This is a genomic window from Paenibacillus sp. FSL K6-1122 (assembly GCF_037977015.1).
Lineage (GTDB): Bacteria > Bacillota > Bacilli > Paenibacillales > Paenibacillaceae > Paenibacillus > Paenibacillus amylolyticus.
Map to the genome: position 1 here is coordinate 2,278,786 of NZ_CP150272.1, position 17,942 is coordinate 2,296,727.

Annotated in this window: 17 protein-coding genes; 12 read left to right on the plus strand and 5 right to left on the minus strand. The window is 46.1% G+C overall.

The features are described 5' to 3' along the window. The first annotated feature begins 76 nt into the window (after positions 1-76). The 7 genes from NSQ20_RS10160 (at position 77) to NSQ20_RS10190 (ending at position 7,592) form a co-directional block, all read left to right on the plus strand. Positions 77-316, plus strand: a complete 240-nt coding sequence (locus tag NSQ20_RS10160) for a DUF896 domain-containing protein (RefSeq protein WP_340032379.1) — start codon at positions 77-79, stop codon at positions 314-316. Positions 317-637: 321 nt separating this feature from the next. After that, positions 638-2,068: an NAD(P)-binding domain-containing protein gene (locus NSQ20_RS10165; protein WP_340019918.1), complete on the plus strand. Its 1,431-nt coding sequence runs from the start codon at positions 638-640 to the stop codon at positions 2,066-2,068. A gap of 134 nt (positions 2,069-2,202) precedes the next feature. Then, complete coding sequence (locus tag NSQ20_RS10170; protein WP_036609765.1) at positions 2,203-2,688, plus strand: hypothetical protein; 486 nt, start codon at positions 2,203-2,205, stop codon at positions 2,686-2,688. Between the two features lie 253 nt (positions 2,689-2,941). Next, positions 2,942-3,688: a DeoR/GlpR family DNA-binding transcription regulator gene (locus NSQ20_RS10175; protein ID WP_017689448.1), complete on the plus strand. Its 747-nt coding sequence runs from the start codon at positions 2,942-2,944 to the stop codon at positions 3,686-3,688. A gap of 2 nt (positions 3,689-3,690) precedes the next feature. Continuing rightward, complete coding sequence (gene pfkB / locus NSQ20_RS10180; protein ID WP_340032380.1) at positions 3,691-4,602, plus strand: 1-phosphofructokinase; 912 nt, start codon at positions 3,691-3,693, stop codon at positions 4,600-4,602. Positions 4,603-4,692: 90 nt separating this feature from the next. Beyond that, on the plus strand, positions 4,693-6,660 hold the full coding sequence (locus tag NSQ20_RS10185) for a fructose-specific PTS transporter subunit EIIC (RefSeq protein WP_340032381.1): 1,968 nt from the start codon (positions 4,693-4,695) through the stop codon (positions 6,658-6,660). Positions 6,661-6,803: 143 nt separating this feature from the next. Beyond that, positions 6,804-7,592 (plus strand): class I SAM-dependent methyltransferase, encoded by a 789-nt coding sequence (locus tag NSQ20_RS10190; RefSeq protein ID WP_340032382.1) that lies wholly within the window; start codon positions 6,804-6,806, stop codon positions 7,590-7,592. A 139-nt stretch (positions 7,593-7,731) separates the two neighbouring features. On the opposite strand, the gene NSQ20_RS10195 is transcribed toward NSQ20_RS10190, so the two are convergent. From NSQ20_RS10195 to NSQ20_RS10205, 3 genes are all read right to left on the minus strand, one after another. Further along, a complete protein-coding gene (locus NSQ20_RS10195) occupies positions 7,732-8,871 on the minus strand; it encodes a zinc-dependent alcohol dehydrogenase (RefSeq protein ID WP_036609757.1) in 1,140 nt (379 codons plus the stop codon). A 79-nt stretch (positions 8,872-8,950) separates the two neighbouring features. Continuing rightward, on the minus strand, positions 8,951-10,114 hold the full coding sequence (locus NSQ20_RS10200; RefSeq protein ID WP_047842342.1) for an oxalate decarboxylase family bicupin: 1,164 nt from the start codon (positions 10,112-10,114) through the stop codon (positions 8,951-8,953). 172 nt (positions 10,115-10,286) lie between these two features. Further along, positions 10,287-10,907: a GntR family transcriptional regulator gene (locus NSQ20_RS10205; protein WP_340032383.1), complete on the minus strand. Its 621-nt coding sequence runs from the start codon at positions 10,905-10,907 to the stop codon at positions 10,287-10,289. A gap of 200 nt (positions 10,908-11,107) precedes the next feature. Here NSQ20_RS10205 and garR point away from each other — a divergent pair, with 200 nt between their 5' ends. The 3 genes from garR (at position 11,108) to NSQ20_RS10220 (ending at position 14,934) form a co-directional block, all read left to right on the plus strand. Continuing rightward, complete coding sequence (gene garR, locus NSQ20_RS10210; protein WP_076318389.1) at positions 11,108-12,004, plus strand: 2-hydroxy-3-oxopropionate reductase; 897 nt, start codon at positions 11,108-11,110, stop codon at positions 12,002-12,004. Positions 12,005-12,058: 54 nt separating this feature from the next. Next, a complete protein-coding gene (locus NSQ20_RS10215; RefSeq protein WP_282322028.1) occupies positions 12,059-13,483 on the plus strand; it encodes a four-carbon acid sugar kinase family protein in 1,425 nt (474 codons plus the stop codon). Positions 13,484-13,575: 92 nt separating this feature from the next. Continuing rightward, the gene (locus tag NSQ20_RS10220; RefSeq protein ID WP_340032384.1) at positions 13,576-14,934 is read left to right on the plus strand and encodes a GntP family permease; all 1,359 of its coding nucleotides are present in this window, start codon (positions 13,576-13,578) and stop codon (positions 14,932-14,934) included. 91 nt (positions 14,935-15,025) lie between these two features. Here the strand turns inward: NSQ20_RS10220 and NSQ20_RS10225 are convergent, their stop codons facing one another. Next, entirely contained in the window at positions 15,026-15,904 is an 879-nt protein-coding gene (locus tag NSQ20_RS10225) for an SDR family NAD(P)-dependent oxidoreductase (protein ID WP_340032385.1), read from the minus strand. 172 nt (positions 15,905-16,076) lie between these two features. Between NSQ20_RS10225 and NSQ20_RS10230 the strand changes: the two genes are divergently transcribed. Continuing rightward, positions 16,077-16,511 (plus strand): MerR family transcriptional regulator, encoded by a 435-nt coding sequence (locus NSQ20_RS10230; RefSeq protein WP_338708922.1) that lies wholly within the window; start codon positions 16,077-16,079, stop codon positions 16,509-16,511. A gap of 64 nt (positions 16,512-16,575) precedes the next feature. On the opposite strand, the gene NSQ20_RS10235 is transcribed toward NSQ20_RS10230, so the two are convergent. After that, a complete protein-coding gene (locus NSQ20_RS10235) occupies positions 16,576-17,508 on the minus strand; it encodes an AraC family transcriptional regulator (protein ID WP_340032386.1) in 933 nt (310 codons plus the stop codon). Between the two features lie 159 nt (positions 17,509-17,667). Between NSQ20_RS10235 and NSQ20_RS10240 the strand changes: the two genes are divergently transcribed. Beyond that, positions 17,668-17,928: an Atu4866 domain-containing protein gene (locus NSQ20_RS10240; RefSeq protein ID WP_340032387.1), complete on the plus strand. Its 261-nt coding sequence runs from the start codon at positions 17,668-17,670 to the stop codon at positions 17,926-17,928. Positions 17,929-17,942: the final 14 nt, after the last annotated feature.

The window sequence follows — 17,942 nt, forward strand, 5'->3', positions numbered from 1 at the left end:
GTAAAGTTGTAATAAGTTAGTTTGAAGATATTCGAAGTATCTTTCGAAATTTGGACTAACAAGTGAGGTGGATTGCATGATTCCTATTTTGGGACGCATTAACGAATTAAGTCGAAAACAACGCAACAGCGTCGGCTTGACAAAAGCAGAACAAAGCGAGCAGCAAGAGCTTAGAAAACAATATTTGCAGGCTATTCGAGGTCAGGTGCTGACAACCATGCTGGCAGTATCCGTTGTGGACCCACTGGGTCATGATGTGACCCCTGAGAAATTAACCAATGAAAAATTGCAGCGCCGTGAACAAGCCAGCCAATAGCATTCCTTTAAAAAGACAGACCAAGGTTACATCTTGGACTGTCTTTTTTTTTCTGCAAATCATCCGCTCAGCAGGAACTGCATTAATAATCCAGTTAGAGTTTCGTAGGAATTAACAAGCATGTTAGATATTTTTAGCATTGATGACAATAAATCTACCGCGAACTTCAAAAAATCCCCGATAACTCATATAATAACGATAATATATTTCAGAAAAACAAAGAAAAATCACAATTAATCTCAATATAACTGACAACAAACTTACATCAAATAATCAAAGAAAGATTAGTTCATATATGTATCTCGAAAGGGTTGATGAATCATGAGCCTGGAAGCTTTGAATGAACGTGTGAAGAATGATCTGGCTTATTTGTCATTTGGTGGCGCGAACTGGGTACGTCCAAGAGAACATGCGGATGGTCATGTCTATGATGTCGTCATTGTGGGTGGAGGCCAGAGTGGATTAGGAGCGGCATTTGGACTTCTTCGTGAACGGATCTCCAATATTGTGGTCATTGACGAGAATGCATCGGGGCTTGAAGGACCTTGGGAGACTTATGCACGTATGGTTACTTTGCGCACACCCAAGCATCTGACTTCCATCGATCTGGGTATCCCCTCGTTAACCTTTCGCTCATGGTGGGAAGCACAGGTAGGGCCCGAAGGTTGGGAAGAGGTAGATAAAATCCCGCGTGGAGACTGGATGAATTATTTACGCTGGTATCGGAAAGTGCTGAATCTGCCTGTGCTTAATGAGGTAGAATTGACGCTGGTTGAGCCTATGGAGAACGGAATACATCGACTTCATGTGAACAAGGCTGGATCTCAGATGGATGTTATACTTGCTCGCAAAGTAGTGTTTGCTACGGGAATACAAGGTGGTGGAGAGTGGCATGTGCCATCCATGATTGCCGATAGATTACCTCGGGATCGGTATGCACATACGTCGGAAGCAATTGATTTTGATCGGTTAAAAGGTAAAAGGGTTGCTGTACTTGGCGGCGGCGCTTCTGCATTCGATAATGCCAGTTATGCCCTTGCCACCGGTGTGGCAGAAGCTTATGTATTTGTCCGGCGGGAACAACTGCCTAGTGTTAATCCCATTCGTCAGATGGAACAATCCGGTATGATAGAGCGATACCACGCTCTTCCGGTTGCTGATAAATATGAAGTGATCTCTCATTTCTTCAAATTCAATCAACCGCCTACCAATGATACGTTTAATCGTGCGGCAGCCTGGCCTGGATTCGAACTACATTTGAATTCGCCTTGGCTGAGTGTAGAAGCAACAGACCAAGGCGCGATTGTGCATACCACACAGGGAGCATATGAGTTTGATTTTCTGATTATTAGCACAGGTCTTCTCAGTGATCCGGCACTCCGTCCTGAACTGAAGCTTGTGGAGCCATACATCGCACGTTGGGAGGATTGTTACCAGGCTCCGCCAGAGCTTCGCAATGCGTTGCTGGACGCACATCCATACTTGAGTTCCGGGTTTGCAATGACAAGCAGGAGTGAACAGGGTGAGAAACCGTTGCACGGACTGTTTGTATTCAACTACTCTGCACTTGCCAGCTGTGGTCTGTCGGCATCGGCAATATCGGGGACCAAGAGCGCGGTGCCGAAACTGGTCTCTGCCATAGCGGATCAATTGTTCCTCGATGATCGGGAGATTATTTTGCAACAATTCTATGCGTATGAAGAACAGGAATTTACGGCTACGTGGGTGAAAAGTGGTGCCCTCGCTGAGTAATCGCACTCTATAATATTGTGAACGTGTGGCATCTGATGCTGCACGTTTTTTCGTTTTTCATATGATGAAGGTTACACTTGCCTTTAATTTGTTGTAAAATGTCGGTTGGAACATGTTAAAGGCAGGGATAATAGATGAATGAAATGAACTATGAACAATTTAGAGCCCATTTGAAGAAAGCGTCGCGTAAACGAAATGTACCTTTGATTAAGATCGTAGCATTTCAAGAGAAATACATGAAGATTGAAGAAGTTCAATTTTACGATGTGGAACAAAATCATATGAGTGTTCGGGCCTGCAATACGTTGTGGATGCATCTGGAGAATAAATCTTTCCGTAATATGGTGTCCCAACATTTGCAGTTTTATAGAGATATGGAGAACCTGGGTCGGCATTCCTTTGAGAATCTGATCAAAGAACTATATGATACGTCTGTTCCTGTGCTGCTCGATTACAATCCCGCTCACTATTACACTTCGGGGCAGCTCGCTGAGATTCTGGTCATGGACGAGGAGAGGTTAATTGAACAATTGGAGATGGGCCGCTTCAAGGGTGCTTTTATTAATGAAGATGGCAAATGGCTTAAACCCAAACCGGATGCTATGGTTGTAGAGTCATAAACGTCATGCAGTTCCCATGAACAGCAAAATCCTGCAACGCCGCGCATCCAGCGCTGGAGGCTGCAGGATTTTTAATGAAGATTTGAAGGGCACGGAATTCCAACTTTAAGAACATGAAGTAAGGGAAAGGGACAATTGGACAAGAAAATAAGTCGAAAGATGCGGGTTTTTGAATGTTTTTAAATTATTTTGAATGAAAGTGGTTGTTTTTTGAGTGAATTATGATACTATAGAAGCAGTTGGAGGAATGAAGATGCTGACTGAAGAACGATATGCTGCAATTATAGAGCGCTTACATTTACAGGGAATTGTGAAATTGCAAGAGCTTGTTGATGTGTTGGGTGCTTCTGAATCAACGATTAGGCGTGACTTGATCGATCTGGAGAGTCGTCAGATGCTCAAACGCATCCACGGCGGTGCCGCACTGGTGAATGAAAAAACGCTGGAACCGGGCATGGAAGAAAAAACGTTCAAAAACATTCAACAAAAAACGACAATTGCCCGTTTGGCTGCACAGGAGATCGAAAATGGCGAATGCATTTATCTGGATGCAGGAACGACAACGTTAGCCATGATTCCTTTTATTGAAGCTAAAGACGTAACGGTTGTTACCAATGGACTTTCACATGTTGAGGCTTTGGTAAGCAAGCGTATTCGCAGTTATTTGCTCGGAGGTATGATGAAAATTCATACAAAAGCAGTCATTGGCAGTATCGCATTACAGAACATGGATAATTTCCGTTTTGATAAATGTTTTCTTGGAAGCAACGGAGTTGATCCCGAAATGGGGTATACAACACCGGATCCGGAGGAAGCCTTGATTAAAAGGCGTGCACATCAATTGTCGGGAAAATCTTATGTGCTGGCTGATTCCAGCAAAATAGGGGAAATTACTTTTGCCAAATTGTTTGATTTGGAGGAGGCCGATTTGATTACCGAGCAGATGCCAGAACATTGGCGGCCTGGAATCGCCCAGAAAACTAAAATAATTGAGGGATAACGATGATATATACGATAACACTTAACCCGTCCATTGATTACATCGTGGAAGTGGATGAGCTGAAGCTTGGCGGATTGAATCGAATGAATCGGGATTTGAAGCTCCCTGGCGGCAAAGGCATTAATGTCTCTCGCATACTGAATCAACTTGGAGCAGATAACACGGCTATTGGTTTCCTTGGTGGATTCACGGGACGTTTCATTAATGACAAGTTGCAAGAAGATAACATTCGGACAGACTTTGTTACGATTGCAGACGATACTCGCATTAACATCAAGCTGAAGCATGGAGAAGAGACAGAGATTAATGGTCTTGGACCTGCAATAAGTGCCGAAGAGGCGGAGCAGTTGCTTCACAAATTGTCCTCATTGCAAAAAGGAGATATTGTCATTCTCTCCGGAAGTGTACCTCCTTCACTTGGAACGGATTTTTATGATCGTCTCATTAAAGTGTGCAAGCAAACGGGTGCCGAATTTGTAATTGACACAACTGGACCTGCACTAATGGAAGCTCTTGTACATGAACCATTGCTGGTGAAGCCAAATCATCATGAACTGGCTGAACTGTTTGGTGTAACGATTGATACTCGCGAGGAACTGGTGTTATACGGGCGTAAGTTGCTGGAAGCCGGTGCTAAACATGTGTTGATCTCCATGGCAGGCGAAGGTGCACTATTCATTACCAAAGCGGAAGTTCATCATGCGAATGTGCCTAAAGGCACTGTGAAAAACTCGGTTGGTGCCGGTGACTCCATGATTGGCGGATTCGTAGGTACCTATGTACAGAGCGGAGATTTGCTGGAAGCTTTCCGCACAGGGGTTGCATCTGGAAGCGCAACTGCGTTCTCGGATGATCTGGCAACACGTGAATTGATTGATGAATTGCGTAATCAAGTAACCATTACGACGATTTAGTCTAACGGCCATATAAAAGGTTTTCACTGTAATTGTAATGTAGTGAGGCCTGCCTAGGCAGGCCGACTGAACTTAAGGGAGTGTACCAAGATGAGAATAACAGACTTGATGATCCAGGAAACGATGATCATGGACCTGCAAGCCACAACCAAAGATGAGGCTATTGATGAACTAATTGCAAGCCTGAACCGAAGCGGACGAATCAATGATCCTGTTCTGTTCAAGGAAATGATCTATAAAAGAGAAGCTGAATCCAGCACGGGTATCGGTGGCGGAATTGCAATGCCACATGCCAAAACAACAGCGGTGAACGAACCAACAGTTGTATTTGCCAAGAGTAGAAAAGGGCTTGATTTTGAAGCGTTGGATGATCAGCCTGCTCATGTGTTCTTCATGATTGCGGCTCCAGAAGGCGCAGGTAATACCCATCTGCGTACGCTTGCAGCTCTTTCCAGGTTATTGATTGATAGCGATTTCATCTCACAATTGATGAGTACAGATACACCTGCTGAAGTTAGTGCATTGTTTGATGCCAAACAGGCAGAAGCAGCTGAGAAGGAAGCAGCCAAAGAAAAAGCAAAAGCTGAAAAAGCAGCAAATGCCGTATCCACTTCTACTACTGGTCAGCAACAAAATACTTCTGGTGTGATTGTAGGTAATGCCAATTCGGAAGATTTTGTTGTTGCGGTTACAGCCTGTCCAACCGGAATAGCGCATACGTTTATGGCTGAAGATGCACTTAAAAAGAAAGCTCAGGAAATGGGCATTAATATTCGCGTAGAGACAAACGGCTCTGAAGGAGCGCAGAATGTTCTCACTGCTGATGAGATCGCTCGTGCTAAAGGGGTTATCGTTGCCGCAGACAAAAATGTGGAGATGGCACGTTTCGATGGCAAACCGGTATTACAAAGACCGGTGAGTGATGGAATCCGTAAATCCGAAGAGCTGATTCGCAAGGCCGTTAACGGTGATGCACCGATTTATCGCAGCCAAGGTGGAAATGCCAAGGAAGAGGGCGCAAGTACTGGTAAGATTAGTGTAGGTAGCAAAATCTATAAAGATCTGATGAATGGTATCTCGCATATGCTACCATTCGTTGTAGGTGGCGGTATCCTGCTAGCAATCTCCTTCTTGTTCGAACAGCTTGCTAGCCCTGAGAATCCGATTGTGCAACTGCTTCAAACGATCGGTGGCGGAACAGGTGCGTTCCACTTCCTGATTCCGGTACTTGCCGGATTTATCGCGATGAGTATTGGTGATCGCCCGGCCCTGATGCCTGGTATGGTCGGTGGATTGATGGCGGTTAACTCAAACGCCGGTTTCCTTGGTGGCTTGGCTGCCGGTTTCCTGGCGGGTTATGTAGTTATTGGTCTCCGTAAGTTGTTCAAAGGATTGCCAAAAGCGATTGATGGCTTGAAACCAATCTTGCTGTATCCGGTATTTGGTTTGCTGATCGTAGGTGCCATCAGTTTCTATGTCTTTGATCCAATCTTTGGTTCCCTGAACACCTGGCTTGTAGATGCACTGGGTAATCTGGGTACAGGTAATGCGGTATTGTTGGGCTTGCTGCTTGGCGGTATGATGTCCATCGATATGGGTGGACCATTCAACAAAGCGGCTTACACATTTGCTATTGGGGTATTCACATCCAGTGGTAACACAGACGGTGCATGGATGGCAGCGGTTATGGCAGGCGGTATGGTGCCTCCTCTGGCGATTGCACTTGCAACAACGTTCTTCAAATCCAAATTTACAGAGCAAGAACGCAAATCAGGCCTAACTAACTATGTACTTGGATTCTCTTTCATTACAGAAGGTGCAATTCCATTTGCTGCGGCTGATCCATTACGTGTATTGACTTCTTGTATTCTGGGTTCCGCTGTTGCTGGCGGATTGACACAACTGTGGAGCATTAATGTACCAGCTCCGCACGGCGGGATCTTTGTTGCAGCACTGGCAAACCACGCATTATTGTTCCTGCTCGCTGTTGCGATTGGTTCTGTGATCTCCGGTCTGATTTTGGGACTGTGGAAGAAGTCACCAACGCTTGTGAAGTAATAAATATAAGAAACATCTCCTGGGTGAAATTCACTTGGGGGATGTTTTTTATTTCAGCTTTTACATTCATCTATGGTAAAATAAATATAAATATATTTTGAAACTATGTTTCGTCTAATGAAACTTATGCAGGAGGAATTGGAATGTCTGATGTAATTAAAAGTCAGGTACAGAAGCAGTTTACGAAAAATGCTGGTAAATACGTGACGAGTTCGGGGCATGCCAAAGGTGAGGATCTCGCGTTGCTCGTGGCTTTATCTCAAGCCACTCCGGATATGAATGTGCTGGATATCGCCACTGGGGGAGGGCATGTCGCGAACGCTCTGGCTCCACTTGTTCAGCGGGTGACAGCTCTCGATCTAACGGAGGAAATGCTACAGGTGGCTGAACAATTTATCCAGGGCAATGGACACTGTAATGTAGATTTTGTTGCCGGGGATGCAGAGAAGCTTCCATTCGATGATGATATCTATGACCTTGTGACCTGCCGAATCGCTGCTCACCATTTTCCGGACGTTTCTTCGTTTGTTCATGAGGCATTACGAGTCATGAAGCCTGGTGGAAGGTTGTTATTCATTGACAACGTGGCACCTGAACGTGATGAGAATGACCAGTTTTACAATGAAGTGGAGAAGTGCCGGGATGCAAGCCATGTTCGAGCATGGCGCAAGACGGAATGGATTCATATGCTGGAGTATGCGGGCTTCCGAATGGAAACGATGTTTTCCTTCCAGAAGCGCTTTAAGTTTGAAGAGTGGTGTAACCGTGCGGCACTGCCGGAACGGGAGAGAAGGGAACTTGAAGCAAGTATGTTGAGTGCACCGTCCATCATCAGAAAATTTTTCAATTTTGAAGTGACAACGAACGGGAAGCTCGACAGCTTCCAAGGAGAAAGTGTGTATATCCAAGCGACTAAACCGACTCATGTCTGATTAGGTACAGACCATTTAGCTGGCTGAGCAGTTTATGCAACGGTAACAGGATGAATGTCGATAAAATAAAACAAGCAGAGTACCTTGAACAGGTAGTTCTGCTTGTTTTATTTTGCATATTTATAGTCAAAGCGACGGTTCAGGGTTTTAGTATAACTTTGGTACATTCGTCTTCATGATCGTTGAAAATGCGGTATGCATCGCTTGCATTCTCCAGTGAAATCCGATGGGAGATGATCTCCGTTGGATCAAATTCACCAGCAGTGATTTTGCGGAACAATTCAGGCATGTAATGTATAACAGGAGCTTGTCCCATTTTAAGATTGATATTGCGTTCAAACAAATTACCTAACGGAAACATGTTGTAGGAAGAGCCATATACACCCGTAAGTTGGAGTGTACCGAATTTGCGGATTGCTTTCATGCCGATTTCAATCGCACTCAGTGAACCGCCATGAAGTTTCAGCTTCTGTCCGATCTCCTCCAGCGTGGTTTTTTTACCATCCATACCTACACAGTCGATAACAACGTCGGTTCCGCCTTGTGTAATCTCACGAATGTGCTCACCCATATCATCGTAATCTTCGAAATTAAAGATCTCTGCATCGTTCAAACGTTTGGCTTTCTCCAGTCGATAGGGCAGGCGATCCACAGCAATAACGCGTTTGGCACCTTTCATCCAGGCGAACTTCTGCGTCATCAGCCCAATAGGTCCACTACCGAGTACAGTAACCGTATCTCCCGGTTTAACTCCGGCATTCTCCACGCTCCAATATGCGGTTGGAAGAACATCGGACAGGAATAATAAAGCCTCATCTTCCAGTTCACAGGATTCAGGAATCACAAACGGAGTGAAGTTCCCGTAGGGAACACGCAATAATTCTGCCTGACCTCCGGGGTGGTTTCCGTAACGTTCGGTGAATCCAAAATATCCACCTGTATGAATATCCGGATTGCCATTGGAATTATCGCACTGGCTCTCCATGTCATGATTGCAATAGAAGCATTCACCACAAGCGATGTTAAAAGGCAGGACCACACGGTCCCCCTTCTTCACACGTGTCACTTCTGGACCTACTTCTTCTACAATGCCCATCGGTTCATGACCGATAACGTAATCTTTGGCAGCAGGCAAGGCTCCCTGATAAATATGCAGATCCGATCCACATATAGCTGTGGAAGTAATACGAACGATAATGTCATCCTTCTGTTGCAGTTTGGGATCTTCAACCTCTTTGACTTGAATGTCCTTGATTCCCTGAAACGTAACGGCTCTCATCTTTCATATTCCTCCTTATATAGTGGGATTCTCTGACAATTACCCCATTTCAGCTTAAATGATAGATATACATACTAAATTAAACGACAGGCCATTTTACTTTACGCAAGGCATTGAGCAACTCAGGCGGCGCATTCAGATTGTCACGGACCAGATCCTGCGGGGTTAACGCCATCCACTGATTCAGCGATACATCCTCGAATCGATCACTTCGGAATATCTCCAAAAACCATAAAGTGTCTGTGCCGGTATTTTGTATATAGTGTCCCATTGCGACAGGAACATATCCGACATCTCCAGCCCGATAGTCAAATGTGCGAGCAATGCCATTGCCTCCAAAGACAGTCATTCTCCCTTGTCCTGTCAGATAGTATTGCCATTCATCTGCATTGGGATGCCAGTGCAGTTCACGCATGGCGCCAGGTCGGATCTCAACGAGTGCGGCTGCAACGGTAGTTGAGATGGGGAAGTTGGTGGAGTCGACAATCCGGACGCTTCCGCCGGGGGTAATGAGTGGTTCCTGGGCCAGCAATCGGTGTTTGAATGTGAGAGGAACGGTACCATATGGCGACTGAACTTCTTGGCTCTCGATGGAACCCGGGACGGTATCTTGGAAAATGTAGACCTGTTCCTTCGGCATTGACTGAAAAGCGGATTCGGGCACGCCGAAATTGACAGACAATACCTCTGGTGGGGTATGGGCAAACCAATCGGATATGGATAACGTATTCAGATCGGAGAAGGACCCGTCATCAAACACAAGCAGAAATTCACAACCATCCTCCAGTCCCTGAATGGAATGGGGTAGACCCTTGGGGAAAAACCAGAGATCGCCAGGCCCGACATCCGCAATAAAATTACGTCCGTTCTGATCTACCGAAGTGATTCTTGCCGTTCCCCAGATCATATAGGCCCACTCGGATTGCTGATGCCAGTGCAATTCCCTTACACCTCCCGGTGTCAGGCTCATGTTCACACCTGCCAGTGTAGTGGCAATAGGGAGATCCCGTACGGTGATTTCACGTGACCAACCCCCATGGTTCAATTGCATATGGGTATCGGAAAAAGACATTCTCAGATTGGGCAATAACCCGTTATCGGTTGCCGGAGGTACCAGCATATCGGGGTTTTGTATATCTCTCATGACGTCTCTGGGTCCCAGATCAGGTCCACCAGCGCCATCACTGCGAATGGGTTGCGGGATAATAAATGATTTTTCGTTAGGTTGCTGTCCTTTAGTCATTGAGTGATCCCTCCAGATTCAATAACATGTCACACGCGACATTGTATCGTTATGTTTACACCTATGAATCAGGGCCTGGATAATATGAGGGACAAACGACAAAAAAAGACGTGACCGCATGCGGTCACGTCTTTATACGGATGTGAGAAAGTCGAACAATCCATGAATCCGGTTATCGAATCAAATGAAGGCAGAATTCCAGATCGGATTGCAGATGCTCTTTCATCAGTCGTTCGGCAGTCTGCCCGTCATGTGCCTTGATCGCTTCACAGATCTGATGATGCTCTTCAATGAGGAAGGGGCGCTGATAATACACAACCGTCTGACGGAATAGATAAATGACGGATTGCATTTTGTCGAAGAGATCAATCATCAATGCGTTATTACTCGCGCGCATGATGATTTCGTGAAACTCTTTATTGGCTTCCATAATCTCTTCTTTGCTTCCGGTATGTCCCACTTGAACGCAATGCTCAAGAGCCGCCACTTCCTGGGCGGATAAGAAGGCAGCTGCAGATTGAGCCGCATGTCCCTCCAGTAACTTCCGTAATTCAAACGTATTTCTTAGATCGGTCTCGGTTAGCTTGACGACCCGTTTGTTCACGACTAATCCTTCCTGTTCCAGCCGGCGGATGGATTCTCGGATCGGAGTCCGGCTGACATTCAGATCGGTCGCCAGCTTCTCTTCCACAAGTTTGGATCCCGGAGAAAGGGTGCCTTGCAAAATCATGTCCCGCAGAACTTCATAGGCCTGCTGATAAGCTGGACGGGACTTGTCCGTACTTGGTTGCATTGTATTTCACCTCTCCCTTTACTTTAGCGAAAAAGAAGGCAATAAACAACAAGATTAAAAACCAAATTTTAATTTTCGGATACATAAATAATAAAATTGTATACAAAAATTAAAATGTTGTGTACAATAACGAATGTGAACAGGAATGATAGCGATTACAAGAGTGAAAAGCGAAGAATTTAGGCTGGAGGGATTGCAAGATGAAGAAACGAATTGGATTTATTGGACTCGGTATTATGGGACGTCCTATGTCATTGAACCTGATCCGGGCGGGATATGATGTAAGCGTATACGATATTAATCAAACGGCTGTGATGTCATTGGCTGATGCAGGAGCGCGAGGCGCAGCATCTCCGAAAGAGGTGGCTGAGCATAGTGATGTCATCTTCACGATGCTGCCCAACTCAGAGCATGTCCGCACCGTTATAACGGGCGAACAAGGTGTACTGGCAGGAGCCAATACGGGAAGTATCATTATCGACATGAGCTCAATCTCGCCGGTCGTTTCCAAAGAGCTGGCTCAGCTTGTATCCAAATCAGGCTTGCATATGTTGGATGCGCCCGTAAGTGGTGGGGAACCCAAAGCTATAGATGGTACACTCGCCATCATGGTGGGTGGCAATGAAATGATTTTCGAATCTGTGAAAGAGGTTCTGCAAGTGGTCGGACAGGATGTAACGCGAGTGGGGGATAATGGTTCAGGTGCAACAGCCAAGCTGGCGAATCAGATTATCGTGAACCTGAATATTGCCGCCATGTCCGAAGCGCTTGTATTTGCAGCCAAGGCTGGCATTGATGTAGAGAAGATGTATCAGGCAATCCGTAGTGGCCTTGCTGGAAGTGCGGTACTGGATGCAAAAGTGCCACTCATTCTGGATCGTAACTTTGTCGCTGGAGGACGGATTGATATTAATCTCAAAGACATGACCAATGTGATGGAAACGGCGCATGATATCGGTGTTCCTTTACCGCTTAGCAGTCAGTTGCTGGAGATTTTCCATGCACTGAAGATTGATGGTAAAGCCGCAGATGACCATGGCGGAATCGTTCAGTATTTTGAGAAACTCGCAGGTGTAGAAGTGAATCGGGTCCAATAAAAATTCAAAAAAGAAAAAAGAATTTTAATAGATATAGATATGAGGTGGAGAGACATGACCTATCAGACGTTATCGGATATCCCCGCAGCTCTTCGGACGGAAAACTCTTCTGAAGGAGTGCGAGGACAGATTAAACAATTGCAGGATGCGAGGGCTCGCAAAATTATCGTGCTGGATGATGACCCAACCGGTGTACAGACGGTTCATGATATTGATGTGTTGACACAGTGGGACAAGCCACTGTTGCAGGAGGCGTTTCGATCCTCTGAATCGTTGTTCTATATTTTGACCAATACACGAGGGCTGGATGCAGATACAGCGGAACGTATTAATCGGGAGATTGCTCGCAATGTGCAAGAGGTTGCAGCAGAGGAAGGAACGAATTTCACCTTTGTGAGTCGTAGTGACTCCATGCTACGTGGTTATTATCCGCTGGAGACGGATGTGCTAGCCGAAGAAGTGGCGCGTGTCAGCGGACGTGCATATGACGGACAACTGATCATTCCGGCCTTTTTCGAGGCAGGACGGGTTACGATAGGCAACACGCATTATATGGTTGAAGGCGAACAGTTGATTTCAGTTCATGAGACGGAATTTGCCAAGGATAAAGTATTTGGGTATGAGCATGGAGATCTGCCATCGTGGGTGGAGGAGAAGACTTCAGGCCGTATTAAGGCTAGTCGCTGCCTCACCATTTCACTGGAGGAAATCCGTCAAGGAGTCGATATAGTCAAAGCGATTTTGCTAAAAGCCGAAAGCAATGTACCGATTATCGTGAATGCGCTCTCTTATGCAGACATGGATGTACTTTCTCTGGCTTTGCTTCAAGCAGAGGATGAGGGGAAAGCTTTTATTTTTCGGACGGCGGCTTCCTTTGTCAAATCGTATGCAGGCATCTCGGATCAGGCATTTCTGCCGAAAGAGCAGCTGATCGCAAGCGGACAGGAACAACATGGCGGAATCGTTGTTGTTGGTTCCTATGTGCAGAAGACGACTCGTCAACTGGAACAACTGCTTACGTTTCCGGGCATCATCAGTCTGGAGATCGATGTGGAGCGTGTATTAACGCCGGATGGATATACGGAAGAAATTCGACGTGTGATTGTTGAAGCGAACAGACAGCTTGCGGAGGGCAACAATGTTGTTGTATACAGCAGCCGTAAGCTCATCACCGTAGAAGGACATGAGGGCAATTTCAAGATCAGTCAGACGGTATCATCCGCGTTGGTCGAGATTGTGCAATCTCTTGAAGTCGTACCGAAGTTCATTATTGCCAAAGGTGGCATTACATCCAGTGATGTGGCAACAAAAGGTCTGGCCATACGCAAAGCAAGGGTGCTCGGTCAAGTGGCTGCGGGCATTCCGGTATGGTTGACAGGGGAAGAAGCCAAATTCAGTGGTATCCCATATATCGTGTTTCCAGGGAATGTTGGCGGGGAACGTGCGCTACTGGAGACGGTAGAGAAGATCGAAGCTTAAGCTTAATACGAAGGTGCGCAGTGTTCAGGTCGTTTGGGCCAGTGTAATTCTGCGTGCTGACACAACATAACAACTTGGGGGAGGCTATTCGGATGTATTCCGTATTCGGTCTTAGTCATGATGCAAGTCTGCTGCTCTACGCACTGATATCCATTCTTGGATTGATTCTGTTAATTGCCAAATTTAAAATGAATCCATTTGTTGCCCTAATCGTGGGCGCTGTCTTTATGGGATTGATCTCGGGTATGCCGTTCACGGATATCGTGAAGTCTTATCAAGAAGGTGTTGCAAGCGTTCTCGGATTCATCGCGATTGTTCTGGGACTTGGAACGATGCTCGGGAAACTCATGGCCGAGTCTGGTGGGGCGGAACGAATAGCCCAGACACTCGTTCGTGTCTTCGGTGAGAAGAATGTACACTGGGCGATGATGGTTGTTGCACTGATCTGTGGTATTCCGGTATTTATCCAGGTTGGGATCGTGCTACTCTTCCCGCTGGTATTTGTTATTGCGAAGCATACAGGGACGTCGCTGATCAAAATCGGACTTTCACTTGTCGCGGGTCTTGCCGTGGTACACAGTCTGATTCCGCCTCATCCGGCGGCGATGCTCGCGGTAGGAATCTTCAATGCCGATGTTGGTAAAACAATATTCCTGGCTCTGATTGTATCCATTCCAGCCGCAGCAATTGCAGGTCCGCTCTATGGAACATGGATTTCCAAGCGGATCAAAGTCGAGACTTCAAGTGAGCTAATGGAACAGTTCACTGAGACCAAAGATCGGGAACTGCCTGGTTTCGGCATCACCCTCTTTACGATCTTGATTCCGGTGATTCTGATGTTGCTCGCTACGATTGTGGATCTGATTTTACCAGAGACAAACGGATTCCGTCAGGTCGTTGATTTCATCGGTAGTCCGATTATTGCACTGCTGCTCGCTTTGCTCTTTTCCTTTTATTCTTTTGGATATGCACGTGGTTTCAGCAAACAGCAGATATTGAAATATACAAATGATTGCTTGGGCCCAGTTGCTTCCATTATCTTGCTGATCGGTGCAGGAGGCGGATTCAACCGTATCCTGACAGACAGCGGTGTAGGTGACGCGATAGCGGGTTTTGCCCAAAGTGCGCATCTGTCGCCACTCGTGCTGGCCTTTGTTATTGCCGGATTGATTCGTGCGGCGGTAGGTTCAGCTACGGTTGCTATGACAACAGCGGCGGGCATTGTGGCTCCAATCGCTATGACGATGCCGGGGGTAAGTCCGGAGTTGCTGGTGCTCGCAACGGGAGCAGGTTCAATTATTTTGTCCCATGTGAATGATTCGGGATTCTGGATTGTCAAAGAGTATTTGAATCTGTCTGTGCCGCAGACACTTAAGACATGGACGGTCATGGAGACCATTCTCGGATTTGCCGCCTTTGGCATGGTGTTATTGTTGAGTGTCTTTATCTAACAAGGAAAAAAAACCATAAAGCCTATAAACCTAAAAACACGCCGCTATGGCGTGTTTTTTTGTTATGTTTACTGCTCACCATCCATCATGATTAAGATGGGGTGATTGTGGTCTTTCCAGACTGCGTTGTACGAAAACGCTGCTCGTAGATCTCGTTTACCCGCTTTAAAACAGCAGGGCCTTGCTCTGTGAAACGAAGCGCTGCCGCTTTATTTTTAACCAGGAACGCACCGGATTCGTGTCTGTTTGGGGATAAGGCCGCATTGTAGAGCAGCGAAGCGCCATGGCTTGGATGAGGAAAGAACCATTTCATGATAGGTTTGATATAGAAGGGCAGGCCGGATGTTTTGTTGCCCCTTAGCGTGTTATTTCCACCGGGATCTACGCTTAGTAATTGTATGCCATCCGCACTGGCAGACTTGGCAACCTCGCGTGTCCATAGGGATAAGCCGAGCTTCGAGGTGGCATAAGGACCAAACAGCTTTTTGAATTCGGCTGGACGTTCCAGGATGTTCATATCAAATTGTCTGACCATATTGAACGAGGTGGTGGAAGTATTAATAACTGTTTTCATCTGTCCTTTGAGTAATAGCTCAACTAATTCCATGTAGATGATGTAAGGGACTACCGTCTGAAGTTCAAAGTGTAGTTCATGCCCCTGATCAGAGAAACGAAGTTCGGCAGCGCTACCCCCGGCATTGTTAAACAAGACATCGATCGAATCGGTATCGGATTTAATCTGATCCAGTGCAGTTCTCAGACTGTCATAGTTGGTCAGGTTAGCCTGAACCCAACGGAGCTGGCCTGAACGTAAGGCGTTCTGAATATCGGTATCCTCGGATGGGAAAGCAGAACGGTTGAGACCGATTACCTGCCATCTCTCAGCGAGTAACCTGCGTGTCAGTTCAAGACCAATTCCTGACGTTGAACCTGTGATGAGAGCGGTGCGAAGCTGATTTTGTATATTCATATATACCTCCAGATAGAATGGGATTACAGAACGAATCTGTATGCTGCGCTCATTCTATAACTTGGAGTCGACTCCAAGTCAAGGGGTGTTGGGATGGAATGGATCATGCTTGACTTGGAGTCAGCTCCAAGTTGTAATATGGAGAGAAATGAATGTGGAGGAGGCCCATATGATGAGTGAGAATGAAGTGTTCTCCATTAAAGAAACGTCAGAACAGGCCGGATTATCAGAAGATACAATTCGTTATTATGAGAAGATTGGGCTGCTTCCCCGAGCGGAACGCAAGGCCAATCGCCATCGGGTATATCGCTCGGAGGATATCCATACGATGAAGTTGATCACTTGCCTGAAAAAAACAGGAATGTCTCTGGAGGAAATGAAGCCTTATTTACAAATGTCCATGGATTCCGATCTCGCCGATTTCCCGGATGAACGGGAGATGCTGGTGAATCACCGGAAGAAAGTTGAAGCACAGATTGCTTCGCTACAGCAGGTGGTTGATTTTATCGACGAGAAGTTGGAGAAACGAAGTATGTATCCTGATGAATGTCCTATTACCGGGGAGAACCAGATGTCTGTTTTTGAAAAACAGAGCCTATTCTCTTGATGGCACTGCTACCTATTTGAATCCGAAAACCCACGTCATGATGACGCGGGTCTTTTTGCTGTTTCTAGTTTTTAATATCGAGTGTATGACGAAGTCGTTTGATATCGCTTTTGGGAGGGAGACCATACATGCGTGCATACTCCCGGCTGAATTGAGACGGACTTTCATAGCCAACCTGGAACGCAGCGTTGGCGGCATCGGTTGAACCTGCAAGCAACATTCGCCGGGCTTCATGCAATCGAATTTGTTTCTGGAATTGCAAAGGGCTCATGGCGGTAATCGCTTTGAAATGATGATGTAGTGAGGAAGAACTCATGTTGATCATGGCAGCAAGTTGCTTAATCCGAAGTGGCTTAGCGTAATCAGATTGGATGACTTCGATCACCTCAGCGATGTGCTGTGCATGACTGTCCTGAATCGCAAACTGCTTGATGGAATGTCCATGTTCATCCTGAATAATACGATATAGAATTTCGCGGATAAACAGAGGGGCAAGGACAGGAATGTCTTCAGGTGTATCCAGCAGCCGAACCAATCGGATCACGGCTTCAAGAAGGGAAGGTTTGGTTGAGCTAACAAACAATCCTCTTTGTGTTGAATGGTCAGGTTTGGGTTGTGCAGAAGGCGTATCCTGAATCAGATCAAAAATCTGCCCTGAATCAAAATCTAATCGAATACATAGATAGGGATGTTCGGTTGTAGCCTGTACAACCTGCCCTGAAATAGGCAAGTTTACGGAAGCCACCAAATATTGTGACAGGTCGTAGGTGTAGCTCTCGCGGCCGAGTATAACTAATTTGGAACCTTGGGCGACAATGCAAAGGGAAGGCTGATAAACGGAATATATGGGTTGTGAGATCTCGGAGGCACGGATTAAGGCAAGGGATGGAATTGCTGTTGGATGTATCCCGTCACTTGGGGTGAAATGCTCAATAAGTTGAGCCAATTGTTGCTGCTCCGTGATGCTCGTATCCGCTTCATTTGTTTTGATAAGCATGAATTGCAGCCCCCTTGTAAACCACGATTACTATTATTTTAAAATGCTCTGGAGGAATAGGCAAGAATACTGCGGGATTTTTCTATCGTACAACGGTTGATCCTTTACATAATGGAGAGAAGCCACGGAATCTTTTGAAGCAGAAAGGAGTGAGAGACAATGGAGCGCAATTCAATGGGCGACCAACAAGAACCAAAACACCCGTATGTGGGGATGTGGGTCACGAAGGATGGATATATCAGACATGAACTTCTTCCTTGCGGTAGATATGATGAAGCGAGAGGAGATCGGCAAAGTGCATATCAGGGTCGCTATGTTGTTCATGGGAAACATATAGAGTACGTGGATGATACGGGATTTACAGCGGATGGAGACTTCAGGGACGGCGTTTTGTACCATGCAGGCATGGGTTTTGTATAGAGAAAATGTACAAT